The organism is Actinomadura sp. 7K507, from assembly GCF_004348425.1.
In the GTDB taxonomy this organism is placed as follows: Bacteria; Actinomycetota; Actinomycetes; order Streptosporangiales; family Streptosporangiaceae; genus Spirillospora.
The window spans coordinates 1-15,662 of the sequence record NZ_SMKK01000013.1; the positions used below are offsets into that span (position 1 = coordinate 1).

7 protein-coding genes and 1 pseudogene are annotated in these 15,662 nt (G+C 71.2%); 6 read left to right on the forward strand and 2 right to left on the reverse strand.

Annotated features, from left to right (window positions below; genetic code table 11):
* Both E1285_RS04960 and pglW read right to left on the reverse strand, forming a co-directional pair.
* A pseudogene (locus tag E1285_RS04960) lies at nt 1–482 on the reverse strand (SAM-dependent methyltransferase); the annotation flags it as partial.
* Nucleotides 479–4,768, reverse strand: a complete 4,290-nt coding sequence (gene pglW, locus E1285_RS04965) for a BREX system serine/threonine kinase PglW (protein WP_132148508.1) — start codon at nt 4,766–4,768, stop codon at nt 479–481. The gene pglW and the pseudogene E1285_RS04960, both read right to left, overlap by 4 nt.
* Before the next feature lie 145 nt (nt 4,769–4,913).
* Here pglW and E1285_RS04970 point away from each other — a divergent pair, with 145 nt between their 5' ends.
* From E1285_RS04970 to E1285_RS04995, 6 genes are read left to right on the forward strand one after another with little or no spacing between them, the layout of a single operon-like run.
* Entirely contained in the window at nt 4,914–6,680 is a 1,767-nt protein-coding gene (locus tag E1285_RS04970; protein WP_132148510.1) for a DUF262 domain-containing protein, read from the forward strand.
* Nucleotides 6,677–7,660 (forward strand): CBS domain-containing protein, encoded by a 984-nt coding sequence (locus E1285_RS04975; RefSeq protein WP_132148512.1) that lies wholly within the window; start codon nt 6,677–6,679, stop codon nt 7,658–7,660. Before E1285_RS04970 ends, E1285_RS04975 begins: the two co-directional genes overlap by 4 nt.
* Nucleotides 7,657–9,198, forward strand: a complete 1,542-nt coding sequence (locus tag E1285_RS04980) for a TIGR02677 family protein (RefSeq protein ID WP_207946407.1) — start codon at nt 7,657–7,659, stop codon at nt 9,196–9,198. Before E1285_RS04975 ends, E1285_RS04980 begins: the two co-directional genes overlap by 4 nt.
* Nucleotides 9,195–10,376, forward strand: coding sequence for a TIGR02678 family protein (locus tag E1285_RS04985; RefSeq protein ID WP_132148514.1), 1,182 nt, complete (start codon nt 9,195–9,197; stop codon nt 10,374–10,376). Before E1285_RS04980 ends, E1285_RS04985 begins: the two co-directional genes overlap by 4 nt.
* The gene (locus E1285_RS04990) at nt 10,373–14,407 is read left to right on the forward strand and encodes a TIGR02680 family protein (RefSeq protein ID WP_132148516.1); all 4,035 of its coding nucleotides are present in this window, start codon (nt 10,373–10,375) and stop codon (nt 14,405–14,407) included. The genes E1285_RS04985 and E1285_RS04990 overlap by 4 nt, the downstream gene beginning before the upstream one ends.
* The gene (locus E1285_RS04995; protein ID WP_132148518.1) at nt 14,404–15,633 is read left to right on the forward strand and encodes a TIGR02679 family protein; all 1,230 of its coding nucleotides are present in this window, start codon (nt 14,404–14,406) and stop codon (nt 15,631–15,633) included. Before E1285_RS04990 ends, E1285_RS04995 begins: the two co-directional genes overlap by 4 nt.
* Nucleotides 15,634–15,662 lie beyond the last annotated feature (29 nt).

The following is a 15,662-nucleotide window of genomic DNA, read 5'->3' on the forward strand; positions in this document are numbered from 1 at the left end:
AAGTCGATGAGGGCTTTCGCGCCTTCAAGAGACGGCGTGATCTGCCACATGGGGTTGTGGTCGCGGTCGAAGAGGCCCGCGGCGACGGGGGACGCCTTGGCCATCACCTTGAGACCTTCTTCGATCCATTCGCGGTCGGTCTTGCTGGCGTTGTCCGGCTGCTCGAAGTACAGCTGCTGACGTTCCTTGGCCAGGTCGAGGCGCTCGCCGCGGCCGGAGAGGAACACGTCCTCGATGAGGCCGTTGTCCTCGCAGAAGCGCAGGAAGACCGTGTTCAGCACCCAGGCTACGGCGGACTGGGTGACCTGATCCTCCAGCCACGTCTCATACGTCGCGGCGGCGCGGGAACGGCGGACGGCGTCGTTCCACTCCCGGTCGAGCGGCACGGCGAACCGGGGTTCCCCCGCCCGCTCGCGTAGATCGTTCTCCAGCGCCCTGACCCGTGGCTTCAGGTCGTTGAGCAGGGCGTCCGGGTCGATCATGAAGCACTCCTCGTGTCTTGCAGGGCGAACCCGCCGGGGACGGCGAGCTGCTCATTCTCTCCCATGGCGCGGACGACCGTGTGGTCCAAGGCCGCCTCGCGGCTGGGGTCGAACATCGGGCAGAACAGCCACAACGCGTGCGGTCCCTCGTCCGGCGCGTGGGCGGCGAGCTTGAGGCGGGTCAGCAGCTCCATCCCGCCCGCGTAACGGGCGAGGGGAGTGGCGTCGTGCAGGAGCACCGCCCCGGGTGAGGTCCGGACCTCGTCCTCCATGCGGTCCCAGACGAGGGCGACGAGCTTCTCGAAACCGGCGCGGGCGGTGGGAGAGGCGTTGGGCGAGTCCGCCGCGAGGACCGTCTCCCAACGGGGCTTGCCGCGTTCGGTGACGATGCCCCGGAGCGTCGTGAGGAACGCCCGGTTCACATTGATCGCGGTGACCTCGGGCATCCTGGTCAGGACGCTCAGCACGGACGTCGACTCGTCCATCCACGCCTTCACGGCCAGGAACCCGCCTTCCTCGGCCGCGCCGGCGAGGCGCGCCCAGGTCTCCGCACTCGGCGAGGCGGTCCCGAGCCTGGTCTTCGCACCGGGCCTGCCGCGTCCGCTGAGCGGGGTGAGCAGGGAACGGCTCGGCAGGACGTAGCGGGGCTCGCCGTCCTCGTCCCGGGTGACGTTGACGGTGATGTTCAGGTCGCGCTGGAGCAGCATGCGAAGCTCATCCGGCTCGGGGAGCGCCGCGATCTCGGGGAAGCGGGCCAGGACGCGGCCGCGCAGCTCGGCGGGGCGCAGGCCGGGCGGCCCCAGGTAGCTCGCGGCCTGCGCGAGCTGGAGCGCCTTGCGGGGCGCCAGGTCGCGCGGATACAGCTCCAGCCGCGCGGTCATCGCGGCGTTGCGGGACGCGTCCGCGGCGAGCGACACCAGGTCCAGGTCCGACAGCGGCGCCATGCCCTCCGGGCGCGGGACGCCGTTCAGCTCACCGAGCACCGACGCCGTCGCGGGCAGGGGCGCCGCGTCGGGCAGGTCGACGACCGCGTCGGCGCGGCGGCCGATGTCGACGGCGTAGTCGAGCAGCTCCTCCTCGGTCGGGGCGGACGTGTCGCCCTCCGCGACGGCGGCGATGATGACGCGGTCGCCGACGCGGCGGCGGGCCAGGCGCGGATTGTCGAGATGCTCCTCGGCCTCCACGGCGGCGCGCAGGCACGCGCCCGCCAGGGCGCGGCGGGCGGCGGGATCGTCCAGTTCGGAGCCCCGGCCGCCGAGGAGCGCGGCGCCGAGCCGGTGCGCCTCCATGATCCGGCCGTGCGCCTGGAGCACCTCGAGCACGGTGGCGCGCAACGCGGTGACGGCCGGGACGCTCTTGATCCACCGCTTGCGAGCGCTGCCGAGGAGGCGGGCGACGTGCGGCTGGCTGAGCTCCACCTCCGCCGCGACCGCCGCCTGCGACGACCACTGCGGGACGGGGGCGGCCTCCCCGTCCTCCGGCAGGCCGAGGACCGCCCTGATCACGCGGATCTCGGTGCTGGTGCGCCCCACGTCCTTCGGCACGAGCTGCTCGGCGACTTCGTCCAGGCTCAGCGTGCGCAGATTGGCGGTCGTGGGGGCGCGCTCGTCGCGTTCGGCGTCCCCGGCCTTCTCCGCGATCGCGAGCTGCCGCCGCCACTCGCGGGCCCGCTTCACCAGCTCGTTGCGCGGCCCGAGCCCCACCCCGCGAAGCTTCTGGATCCGCGCGGACGGGACCTTGCTCAGTTCCCCTACCGTCGACACCTCGAGCTGCTGCAACGCCGTGGACAGCGCCCGGGACGTCAGGCCGGCGGCGACGAGCGGGGTGTCGGCGGTCACGGCGGTCGCGGCCTGCTCGCGGGCCGACTCCGGGTCGTGCGACTGGTGGTGGACGGTATGCGGCGTCGTCGGGGGGAGCGTCTCGTCCAGCGCCTGGAACACGTCCAGCCAGGCGAACTGCATCTCCCGCAGCGACGCGTGGCGCTGGGCGGCGTCCCGGTGCAGCGCCTTGCGGAAGAAGTCGACCAGGCGCTCGCGCAGTAGCGGGTCGAAACTGTCCTCGGCGAGCTGCGGAACCTCCTCGCTCGCGTCCAGCAGGTGCGGCGCCGCGACACCGTCGCCCCACGACGGAAGCTCCGTGCTCGCCATCTCGTGGAGCGTCACCGCCACCGCGTACCGTTCCGCCGCGTCGTCGTACTCGGGGCGGCGTTCGGTGCCGAGGAAAGGGTCCAGGTACGGGGGCGTCCCGACACCGGTGTCGCGGGCGGCCGCGCCGGCGAGGGAGAAGTCGAACAGGACAAGGCGGCGGCCCTTCTTCGGCAGCTCCCTGATGGCCAGGTTGTCCGGCTTGATGTCGCGGTGCCAGACGCCTTCCTCTCCCAGGTAGCCGACCGCGTCGAACAGGTGGCCGCCGAGGTTCTGCAGGTCGTCGATCGTCAGCCGGCCCTGGCTGCGCAGGAACTGCGACAGCGTCCGCTGCCCGGCCTGCTCCAGGACCAGGACGTGCCGGTCGCCGATCTCGATCGGGCCGCTGATCCACCGGACGATGCGGGCGTCGGTGAGGCGCCGGAGCTGGGTCGCCTCATGCTCCAGGCGTTCGCGGCTCGCCTCGTTCAACGCGACCTTGAGGACATGCTCGTGGCCGTCCCGCTCGACCAGCAGCGCTTTCGCCGTCGAGCCCTTCCCGAGGATCCGGACGACCTCCCAGCCCTGGACGACCGTGCCCTTCACCGCGTCCAGGAGGTCGGGGATCTCCGCCTCGTCCGGTGCGGTGATCTCCTCCTCGACCTGTTCCAGCCAGTCGAGGAACTCCCGCACCGTCTCGTGCCGGTCCACCGGCTGCACCTCGGTCGCGCCCCGGACGAGCTGGTCCATCGTCGGAGTGATGGCGTCCGACACCGACGAGGGCGCGAGCACCCCCTCGTCCGACAGGCGCGCGGCGAGGGCCGCGCGGTCCCGGGCCGGGGGCTGCGCCGTCAGGATCAGGTAGGTGAGCGCGCCCAGGCCGAACACGTCGAGCGGCGTGCCCTGCGCGTCGGCGTTGCCGAACTCCGGCGCCAGGTAGGGGCCGGACGAGCCCTCGATGTGCGCAGCCAGCGGCATCCCGCCCGCGGAACCGGACAGGGTGCTCGGCGTCTGGCCCGCGAGCGCTGTCGGCCGTCCTGACGAACCCGACCCGGGACGCGCGGACACCTGCCAGTCGCAGATCCGCAGCCTCGGATAGCGGCCGTCCATCTCCACGTAGACGCTCCGCGCCGCGAGCGCCCGGTGGAACAGGTGCCGGCGGTGCGCGTGATCGAGGGCGTCGGCGAGTTGCCGGACCATCTCCACCCGCGTCTCGATCGGGAGGTCACCGCCGCGCTCGGCGATGAAGTGGTCGAGCCGCGTCCAGCCCGCGCCGTGCCGGAAGATGACGGCCGGGCCCGCCTCGTGCTCGTCGCTGAACTGCTCCGCCTGGACGATGCCCTCGTGCGAGATCCCCTGCAATGCCAGGTACTCGCGGCGTGCGGCCCTGCGCGTCGACTCCCGCTCCTCCCGGTCGGCCCTCAGCTCCGACAGGTAGATGCGGATGCGGCGCGGCTGGTCGCCCGGCAGCGCCGTGTTCTCGGCGAGGTAGTCCTCCCAGGTGGGGCCCGCGTCGAACGACTGCGGCGCCAGCTCGAAGGGCCCCACCTTGCGGTGCTTGCGCAGGCCCGAGATGCCGACTTTGGTGAGGAGCTTGTGGAGCTGCTTGGAGAGGGCGGGTTCCACGATGTCCCGGTTGTTGCGGGGCCGGCCCCCGAGAAGGCCCTTCCAGATACCGGGCAGGCCCGTCTGCTCCTCCAGGCCGTCCCGCCCGTACACGTTGATCTTCTGCGAGTCGGCGAACAGGCAGCGCAGGTCGGGCGCCGACAGGAACACCGCGGGGCGGACGAACGGGATGCGCAGGTTGCGCATTCCCGGAAACTGGTCGCGGGCCCATTCGAGCTGCTGCCGGAGCTGCTTGCACTTCAGGTCGGTGGTGAACAGCGGGTTCTCGAACGTCCGGGTGCGGTCGTCGCCGTGGAAGATCCACGTGCTGCCGCTGTTGACCGCCCGCCCCGGATGGCTCTTGATCTCCACCAGGAACAGCCCGGCGCGAGTCGCGATCAGCAGGTCCACCTGCGGGACGTGCCCCGACTGCGCCGCGAACGCGAACGTCTGCCACGCCCGGTAGGGCTCCGTGTCCGGCATCTGCGCCCGGACGTGCTGGAGGGCCTCCTCCTCCCAGGTGAAATCGGACCGTGGCCCCCACCACCGGTTGGACAACCCGCGCCACCTCTTCGTCTATGACCCGTACCGCTGACCCGTACGGCACTGACCCGTGGCGGTCAGCATACGACCGCGCGACCACCCCCGTGTGCCCGCTCGAAAAGCTCTGCACTGACCGGTTCTGACTAGGTACCGTTCGGCCATGGCACTGGACAGCCGTCCGCTGAGTAAAATGCTCGCCGCAGTCGCCGAGGGGCACATCCAGCTACCCGATTTCCAAAGGGAGTGGAAGTGGGACGACGAGCACATCATCTCGATCCTCGCGACCGTGACGATGGACTATCCGATGGGCGTCGTCATGACGCTCGCGACCGGTGGCCCCGGCGCACGGTTCAAAACGCGTCCGCTGCAGGGCGTGGTCCCGGGCGACGAGGTCAAACCGGAACGGCTCCTCCTGGACGGGCAGCAGCGGATGACCGCGCTGTACCAGGCGCTCAAATCCGGACGTCCCGTCGACACGGTCGACCAGCGGGATGAGCCGAAAGACCTCTGGTACTACATTCACATCGAGACGGCCATCGACCCGAAGGCCGACCGCGAGTCGGCGATCCGGTCCCTTCCGCACAACAAGATCATTAAGCCGCTGGGGCGGCGTCCCGGCCTTGACCTGTCCACGACCGGCCTCGAATACGAGCACGGCTACTTCCCGCTGTGGTATGTCTTCGATAGCGACAAGATCGAAGAGTGGCAGTGGGGTTACATTCGCGACGACGAGGACCGCCGCAAGCCGCTCTGGAAACAGTTCCGGAAGGTCGTTCTGGAAAACGTCATCGGCTACTCTGTGCCGCTGATCAATCTGGAGAAGGACACGCCCCGCGACGCCGTCTGCACGGTGTTCGAGAAGGTCAACACCAAGGGCGTCCAGCTCACCGTGTTCGAGCTGCTCACGGCGACGTTCGCGGGGGACGAGGACTATACAGCGCGGCACGGGGAGTTCCACCTGCCCGAACACTGGAAGGCCACCCGGGACGAGTTGACCACCGCCTACCCGGTGCTGGCGGGGCTCCAGAACACCGACTTCCTCCAGGCGGTCTGCCTCGCGTCCACTCACCACAGGCAGGGCGCGCCCATCAGCTGCAAGCGGCGCGACATGCTCGACCTGGAGCTTGCGGACTACCTGACATGGGCGCCCCGCATCGCCGACGCTCTGCACTGGGTGGGGGAGTTCCTGACCGACCAGTGCATCTTCCGTTCCGATGACCTGCCGTATCGGACCCAGCTTCCGCCTCTCGCCGCGATCCGGACCGTCCTCGGACGGGAGACCGAGACCCCGGAAGCGCGCGAGAAGCTCGCGCGCTGGTACTGGTGCGGCGTGCTCGGCGAGCAGTACGGCGGAACCGCGGACAGCCGCTTCCCCCGTGATGTCGAGCAGGTCACGGCCTGGCTCCGGGATGGCCGGGAGCCGGAGTCCATCGCGGAGGCCCGTTTCGCCCAACAGCGGCTGTTCACCATGACGAGCCGCAACAGCGCCGCCTACAAGGGGGTCTTCGCCCTGCTCCTTCAGCAGGGATGCATCGACTGGTACTACACCGACAAGCCGATCACCGGCGACCAGATCGCGGACGGCACCGTCGACATCCACCGCATCTTCCCTGCGGCCTGGTGCGACAAGCAGGGGATCAGCACTCAGCGCCGCGACAGCATCGTCAACAAGACGCTCCTGTCGGGTCGCGCGGCGAAGACGCTCGGGAACAACGCGCCCAGCAACGGCCTCACGATGCTGGAGCGCGAGACGGGTATCCGGTCCAACTGGCTGGACGACGCGCTGATGTCTCATCTCCTTTACCCCGAGCATCTGCGAGCCGACGACTTCGCAACGTTCTTTGAGCGGCGTTCGATCGAATTGCTCACCCTCATCGAAACCGTCATGCGGAAATCGACGGTGCCTCCCGGCGAGGAGCCCGCATGACCGGGTTTCTGGAGGAGACCGCCAAGCGCTGCCGCTCGTCCGACCGGGTGGAGATCGGTGTGCGCGAGCTGCTCGGGCACTGGGGGCGCGCCGCGCGCAGCGACGCCGTGGTGGAAGAGATCACGGCCGGGCTGGCATCGCACGGGCTGACCACGGTCCCGGACCTCGCCGACGCGGGCCGGACCGTCGAAATCGCCCTCGTCCCGGAAACGGCGGAACCACGGCAGCAGAGCGAACCCGTGGTGGACGACGAGGCGCCCGTCCGGGTGTCACTGCGCGTGCGGGAGCTGCCGAGTGCGACGGGCGGTGTCACGTCCGTGAGCATCGGGGACACGCTGTCGCAGGCGGAGACCACGATGCTGAGCGACGACTTCTCGCAGCTCGCCGTTCTCGAAGAGGGACGTTTGCGCGGCGCGGTCACATGGGTTTCCATCCATCTCGCCAAAGCGCGCGGCGAGCGTGACGTACGGTCCGCGCTCGACCCGCTGCCAGAGGTACTGAAGTGCGATGACGACCTGCTCAAGCAGGCGCCGCGCATCTGGGGCAGCGGGTTCGCCTTCGTCGAGAACGAGGAGCGCGATCCCGTCGGCATCGTCACGCTCGCCGACCTCGCCGAGCAGTTCGTCGGGCTGGCCAACCCCTTCGTGCTGCTCAGCGAGATCGAGCAGCGGCTCCGGAGGCTGGTTCGCAAGATCTGCACCGTGGAGGAGATGCGGGGGAAGGCGCGCTACCCGAGACGGACACACGGTGCCGACGACCTCATGTTCGGCGACTACAAGAACATCTTCGAGGACGAGGCCCTCTTCGGACGCTGCGGGTGGACGGACATCGACCGGATCGTCTTCGTCGGCAAGCTCGACCGGGTGCGGATCATCCGCAACGAGGTCATGCACTTCAGCCCGGAGGGCGTCCGGGACGAGCACACGCGGGCCCTGAACGCCTTCATCAAGTTCATCAAGGGATTGGACGGCGGCGTATGACCGTTCCCCCGCGGGTGCCGGAGGGGATGTTCCAGTTCACCGCCACCGAGCGGGCCGATCTGCACACGGCGGTCATGTACGCGTTCGGGGAGGCGAACGAGCGGCTGGAGACGTCGCTGACGTTCGACCAGGTACGTGAGCGGCTGCGGGCGGTCGGTTTCTACGCGCCCGTGGACGACGCCGGGCTGGCGCGGGCGCTCGGGCAGCTCGCCACGTGGAAGCTCCTCGACGTCGTCCAGAACCACGCCGGCAGCTACGCGACGGCCGAGGAGTACGAGCGGAAGAACCTCCAGTACTCACTGACGCGGCGCGGTGAAGCGGCGTTCGCGGGGGTGCAGCATGCGCTGGCCGTGCTCAGCTCGTCGGGGGCGTTGCAGACGGCCGTGCTGGACGCCATCGCCGACCGGCTCGGGGAACTGGGCGAGCTGCTCAAGGACGATGACCCAGGCGTCAACCGCAGGATCTTCACGACGCTGCAAGAGCTGGAAGGGCACCTCGACGCGCTGCGCAACAACACCAAGTCGTTCAACGGTGAGCTGCAGCGGCTGATGCGTGCGGAGGGCGCCGACCTCACGACGTTCAACGACGTCAAGAGCGCGACGGTCGCCTATCTCCAGGAGTTCGTGACCAACCTGGACGTGCGCGCCGACGCGATCAACGCTGCTCTGGAAGAGGTGGAGCAGCGTGGCGTGAGCGTTCTGCACAGCCGGGCGCTGGAGGGGGCGGAACTGCCGCCGTTGCAGGGCGCCGAACCGGCGGTGGCGTGGCTTGCCGCACGCAGGGCCAAGTGGGACGGGCTTCTCCTGTGGTTCCGGCCGGAGGAGGGCACGCCGCGTGTGCGGCAACTCCATGATGTGGCCCGTAGGGCGATCGTTTCGCTGCTCCAGGTACTCGACCGGATCACCGAGTCGCGGCGGCGTTCCTCCAGCGCCGCGTCCGACTTCCGGACCCTTGCCCGGTGGTTCGCCAACGCGCCGTCCGAGGACGACGCCCACCGGCTGTGGGGGACGGCGTTCGGGCTGACCCCCGCGCGGCACGCCCACCTCACCCACGTGGACTCCGAGCCCATCCCCACGGCCGCGAGCTGGGCCGAGACGCCGTCCGTGGAGGTGTCTGCTTTGCTCCGCACCAGCGGCCGCACGGAGCGGATGGGGCGGACGGCCAAGGTCCGCGACGTCCAGGCGTTGCGTGCCGAGCGGCGTGAGCGTGCCCGGCGGGAGCGGGCGGAACTGGAGGCGGCCTGGCAGTGGCTCGCCACGGACGGCACGCTGCGGCTCTCCTCGTTCGGGCGGCTCGAACACGACACGCTGCGGCGGCTCCTCGACCTGATCGGGCGGGCCCTGGCGGCGCGTCCCGGCTCGGAGGGGCTGCGGCGGGCGCTCACCTCGGACGGCCGCATCGAGGTGAGACTGTGGCCGCCGCCGGACGGGCGTGTCGCGGAACTGCGCACGGCGAGGGGGCGCTTCCAAGGCCCCGACTACCTGGTGGACATCCGGTTCCTCGCGGCCGGGCCGTCGCGCAAGGTGTCGGGCGCATGAGCAGGCTGGCGAACCAGCTTGTCCAGGCGGAGAAGGAGGAACTGGCGCGCGCGATCCGGCTGCTGCTCGGCCGCCCGCTGATCTCCCTCCACGCCGATCCGGACGACTTCGACCTGATCCGGCGCCGGCACGCGTCCCTCGCGCCGTGGTTCGACTACTTCTGCGGCTGGCGGCTGTTCCTGGAGCCCCGGCTCGGCTACGCCCGGCTGGTCAAGGTGCGGGGCGACGCGGACCCGTCCCGTCCCGCGAGGAGGAGGCGTTCGGCACGCGCGCCGTTCGACCGGCGCCGGTACACGCTGCTGTGCCTGGTCGCCGCCGAGGCGCTCGCGGCGCCGGTCACCACCATCGGCATGCTCGCGCAGCGGGTCGTGCAGGCGGCCGCCGCCGACGACGGCGTCCCCGCCTTCGACCCCGTCCGCGGGGACGAGCGGGCCGCCTTCGTGGACGCACTGAAGCTGCTGGAGCACCACGGCGCGGTGATGGCGGTCGACGGTGCGACCGACGCCTACCTCGACAGCTCCGAGGCCAAGGTCCTCTACCGGGTGGACGCGCCACGGGTCATCCGGCTGCTGTCCGCACCGGTCGCGCCGTCTAGCCTCCCGGAAACGGGCTGGCCCGACCTCGGGGAACTCACCGCCGAGCGGCGCTACGGCTCGGACGAATCCACCGAGACGCAGCGGAACCTGTGGGCGAGGCATTCGCTGCTGCGCAAACTGCTGGACGACCCGGTCGTCTACCGGGAGGATCTCAGCGAGGCCGAAATCGCCTACGCGGCGTCGCCGACCGGCCGGCAGATCCTTCGCCGGGCGGCAGAGGAGGCCGGGCTCGAGTTCGAGGAACGGGCCGAGGGCTACCTGCTCGCCGACCCCGACGCGCTCGCCACGGATTCCAAGTTCCCCGACGACGGAAGCCACGCGAAGGTCGCTGCCCTCCTGCTTCTGGACCAGCTCATGCACAAGGGGCCGCTGCCCTCGGCAGAGCTTGCGGAGGAAGCGGGGCGGCTCCTCGCGAGCCGTCCGCGCTGGGCCATGGCCTACCAGTCCGATGGCGGCGCCGGGCGGCTGGCCGACGACGCCTTCGCCGTCCTGTCCGGGTTCGGGCTGGCGAGGCTCGAAGACGGCGCCGTCCGCGCCATGCCCGCCGCCCACCGCTACACCGTCGACCGCGAGGAGCCATGACCGTCACCGAACTCGTCCCCGCGGAGGCCCCGGCTCCGCGCTGGCGGCCGACGCGCGCCGGGATCCTCAACGTCTGGCGCTACTACGACGAGGTCTTCGAGTTCCACAAGGGACGGCTGCTGCTGCGTGGCCCCAACGGCAGCGGCAAGTCCAAGGTGCTCGAACTGCTGCTGCCCTACCTGCTGGACGCGAGCCTGAAGCCCAGCCGGCTGTCCACGTTCGGCGGCAGCGAACGCACCATGCACTGGAACCTCATGGGGGACGGCCACACCGGCAAGACCCGCGTCGGCTACGTCTGGCTGGAATTCGCCGACGGCCCCCGCCGGTTCACGTGCGGCGCCCGGTTGCAGGCCACCACCAACACCAAGAACGTCACGGTCGCGTACTTCACGACGGAACGGCGCATCGGCGTCCCCAGCGGTCTGACCCTCACCGGCGACGGAGGCCAGCCCCTGACCCGCGCCCACCTCATCGAGGCCATCGGCCAGAACGGGCAGGTGCACGAGTCGGCGGACGCCTACCGCACCACCGTCCGGCGGACCCTCTACAGCGGCCTGACCGAGCAGCGCTACGACTCCCTCCTCACCGCGCTGCGGCAGCTCCGCACCCCCAAGCTGTCCGAACGCCTCGACCCCGGCCTCCTGTCGGACCTGCTGTCCAGCGCGCTTCCGCCGCTCGGCGAAGGGGAGATCCACGAGATCGCCGAGGGCTTCGAGCGGCTCGACCGGCAGCGCGAGGAACTGCGGAGACTGGACGGGCACGTCCAGGAGGCCGACCGCCTGGCCAACCGCCAGCGCACCTACGCCCAGCGCGTCCTCCGCGCCGCCTCCGCCCGCGTCATCTCCGCGACGAGCGCGATGGACGGCCTCACCGCGAAGGCCCGGACGGGCAAGGAGAACCACGAGAAGGTGTGCGCCGAGCGCGATACCACTGTGGCGAGCCTTGAGAAGGAAACGGAACGAGGACGCGCGCTCGGTGCCCGCATCGACGGGCTGAAGGAGAGCGACGCCTACCGCAAGGGCCGTGAGCTGGCCGATCTGCGCGAGCGCGCCCGCAGGGCGGGGCAGGCGGCGGCGAACGCGCGCAAGACCGCCGACCGGCACACCGAGGACGCGGCGCGCAGGCGGAAGGAGGCCGGCGACGCGCGTTCGGATGCGGCCACCCAGCGGTCGCTGACCGGCCAGGCCCGCGCGGACACGTGGCGCGCGGCGGAGCGCGCGGGCCTCACGGCGGTGCACGAGGAGGCCGCGGCGGCGGTCGAGGCGGGCGGCATGGACGGCGTCCAGCGGGCACGGGGGCTGCTGCGCGCGGCAGTGGCGAGCCGGGAAGGGCAGATCGGCAAGCTGCGGGCGGCGCTCCGGGACCATCGCGCGGCTGTGGAGCGCCGTGCCGAGGCCGAGGCCGACCGCGACGAGAGCAGCACCCGGCTCGACGAGGCGATCGCCGAACGCGACGCCGCCGCCACGGCGTACGAGGGGCGGCTCAACGCACTCGCGGTGAAGATCGAGACGTGGGCGCGCTCCTGCGCACAGCTTTCCTCCCTCGATGCGGACGCGCTGGTCGGGTCTGTGGAGGACGAGCGCGAGTGCGACGAGCTGATCCTCGAAGCGCGGATGCGGGCGATGGACGCGTTCGCCGCCGAGGAGGCGGTGCTGCGCACCCGGCGCGACGCCCTGACGGAGCGGGCCGCCGAACGGAAACGCCGGCGTGACGACCTCGCCCGGAAGAAGGCGCTCGAACCCGACGCCCCCGGCACCCGTCCCGCCGACCGCACCGGACGGCCCGGCGGTCCTCTCTGGCGCCTCGTCGCGTTCGCCGGCGACATCGCCCCGGACGTGCAGGCCGGAGTCGAGGCGGCGCTGCAGGCCGCCGGCCTTCTCGACGTGTGGGTGATGCCCGACGGTGGTCTCCTGCGCGAGGAGCACGACGCCTTCGCCGCGATACTTATCGCTCGTCCCGCGCCCGGCGCGAGCCTCGCAGGGGTGCTCGCCCCGGAGCCCGGGACCGGCGTCCCGCCGGAAGTGCTGCGTGCCGTGCTGTCGGGCATCGCAGTCGCCGGGAACGCTCTGGAGACCGACCACCCGGCCGTCATCGGCATCGACGGGTCCTGGCGCCTCGGCACCGTGACCGGCCGCTGGGCCAAGCCGGAGCCGGCCTACATCGGCGCCACCGCCCAGGAGCGCGCCCGGCAGAGGCGCATCGCCGAACTGGACGAGGAGATCGCCGGGCTGGAGGGCGAGCAGGCGGCGTGCGAGGAGGAGTTCGCGCGTGTCCAGGCCGCCCGGGGCGTGCTCGACGCCGAGCTGGGCGACCGTCCGCCGCACCGCCCCCTCATCGAGGCGGCGGACCTCCTGGACGCCGCGCGCCGCAAGACCGGGCAACGCGGTGACGAGCTGGAGCGCGACGTAAAGCGGCTGCGCGACCGTGAGGCGGCCGTGTCCACCGCGCTGCGCGCCCTTACCGCGCTCGGCGCCGAACACGGGCTCCCGGTGAGCGAACCCGCCCTGGACGCCTTGGCGGACGCCGTACGCGACGTCCGGGAGAACGGGAACGTGTGGGTCCAGCACTGCGAGGCTCTGCTGTCCGCTGAGTCGCGGGCCGCGTCCGCGGAAGGTGTGGCGGCGGACTACGAAGCGACCGCCGCCGAGTCCGCTGACCGTGCGCGGGAGGAGTCCGAGGCGGCCTCGGAGCTCGCTGAGAAGGTCACCGCCATCGACGCCTCGCTCGGTGCCGAACACCGGGAGGTCCTGGAGAACCTGCGCGCTGCCAGAGAAGAGGCCGAGCAGTGCAGGCTGCGTGGCGAGTCGCTCCGCAAGGAACTGATCAAACTGGAGAAGAGCATCGGGGGCCTGGAGGAGGCCGTGCGTACCGCGGAGGAGGTGCGGGACGAGGCGGTCGCCGGCCGGGACCGGGCCGCGGCACGGTTCCGTCATCTGGTGGCAGGACACCTGCCGGACGACGCCGGTGTCGGGGTGACGCTCGCCGCCGAAGACGGTGTCAAAGCCACGCTGGAGTGTGCTCGGGCGGTCGGGACGTCCTTGGAGAAGACACCGCATGAGCCGAAGAACGTCCGCGACGCGGAGGCCAGGCTTTCGGAGGCGATGCACCATGCGCGGGACGTCCTCGCTGACCAGGCCGACCTCGAACTCGTTCAGGACGATGACGTCCAGGTGCTCACCGCCACGATGAACGGGGTGCGCGTCGGCGCGGCGGAGCTGAGCGCGGCCCTGCGCGAGGAACGCGACCAGCGCCGCCGGGACATCACGGACAAGGAACGCGACCTGTTCGACCGGACGCTCGCCGGGGACACCCGCAGGCATCTCGCCGACCGCATCCGGCAGGCGACCGACCTCGTGGACGGGATGAACCGCCGGCTCGAACGCGTCCGGACGGCGTCGCGGGTGGCGGTGCGGCTGGTCTGGCAGGTCGATCCGCAGCAGAGCGCCGGGATACGCGCCGCCCGCGACCTGCTGCTGCGCGACCCCACCGGGCTCAACGACGAGGACCGGGAGGCCCTCTACCGGTTCTTCCGCGACCGAGTGGAGGAGGCGCGGGCCGCGAACACGGCGGCGAGCTGGGAGGAGCAGCTCATGGAGGTGCTGGACTACACGGCCTGGCACCGCTTCACCGTCCGGCTCGAACGCGGCGACGGGAAGGGATGGCAGGACCTCACCCGCAAGCTCCACGGCGCGCTGTCCGGAGGCGAGAAGGCCATAGCGCTGCACCTTCCGCTGTTCGCGGCCGTCGCCGCGCACTACCAGACCGACCCCGGCTGCCCCCGGTTCATCCTGCTCGACGAGGTGTTCGTGGGCGTGGACACCGCCAACCGCGGACAGGTCTTCGACCTGCTCGTGAACCTGGAACTCGACCTCGTGCTGACGTCCGACCACGAATGGTGCGACTACCGGGAACTCGACGGCATCGCCATCCACCAGCTCATCACCGGCGACGGCGACGACGCCGTGACGACCGCGCGCTTCGTCTGGGACGGGCACCGCACCGAAGCCGCGGACGAGGAAGCGCTGATATGACCGTCCCCGGAAGGCTTCGTGCCGCCGACCTGAAACCGCTGTGGACGGAGCTGCACCGGCGCTTCTCCGCCGGCGCCCACGTCAGCCGCGTCACGCTCAGGGGATTGGACGACGACCAGCGCGCCGCCCTCGCCGACCTGCTCGGGATGGACCGCTATCCGCCGTCCACCGTCCCGGTCGCCGTGGCACGCCTCGACGCCGTCCTGCTGGAACTCACCGGCTCCGATACGAGGACGGTCACCGAGGAGATATGCGGGCCGATCGGCGACCGCGCACGCGACAGGAGGAACCAGGAACGCGAACGGAACGCGCTCTGGAAGTGGCTGGAACGGCATCCCGTGGTCACGGCCGAGCCGGCCCTGCTCGGGTGGGTCGCGGACGTCCGCCGCCAAGGGCTCGTCGCGGCTTCGGTTCCGTCCACGCGCGCTCTGCTCGAACAGGCCCTCGGCGTGCTCGCCGCGCTGCCGTCGGACGGCAGGCCGCTCGCCTCCTTCGCCACCGGCGTGCTGGGTGATTCGCATGCGCTGGACGACGGGCGGCGGCTGCCGGGTCTCGTTCTTCGCGCTCAGGCGGCGCTCCACGGGGCCGAGCCGCCGAGAGACGCTCGGGAGCGCAGAGCGCTGTGGGAAAGCGCGGGCGTCGAGTGCGACGCGCTGTCCACGACCGTCCTGGTCGCGGGCTTGAGGCCGCTCGGAGGCGGCGTCCTAGCGCGGGCGCTCCGGTTGTGGGCGGACGCGGGCCGGGCATGCGTGGTGACCCTCCAGCAGCTCCGTGACCCGCCCGATGTGCGCTTGGACGCGCCGGAAGTCTGGGTGACGGAGAACCCGACCGTGATCGCTCTGGCCGTGCGGCGGTTCGGTGACCGGTGCCCGCCGCTGGTGTGCTCGTCGGGCTGGCCGAACAGCGCCGTCATCGAGCTGCTGCGCGAGATCGGCCGGTCCGGGACGGCGCTCCGCTACCACGGCGACTTCGACGGCGAGGGACTGCGGATCGCCGCCTACGTCATGGCCAAGACCGGCGCCCGTCCATGGCGGATGTCGTGCGGCGACTATCTCGCGGCACTGGACGCGGCGCCGAAGCCGCATCCGCCGCCGGGCCGGGTGACCGAGGCGCCCTGGGACGATGGTCTGGCGCAGGCGCTGCGGACCCATGACGCGGCGGTCCTTGAGGAGGCCGTGGCCGGTGCGCTCCTCGACGATCTGAAGGCGGCCTCTCCAACCGGTTAACTCTGTGTCACTGATTGATTGCTCTACGG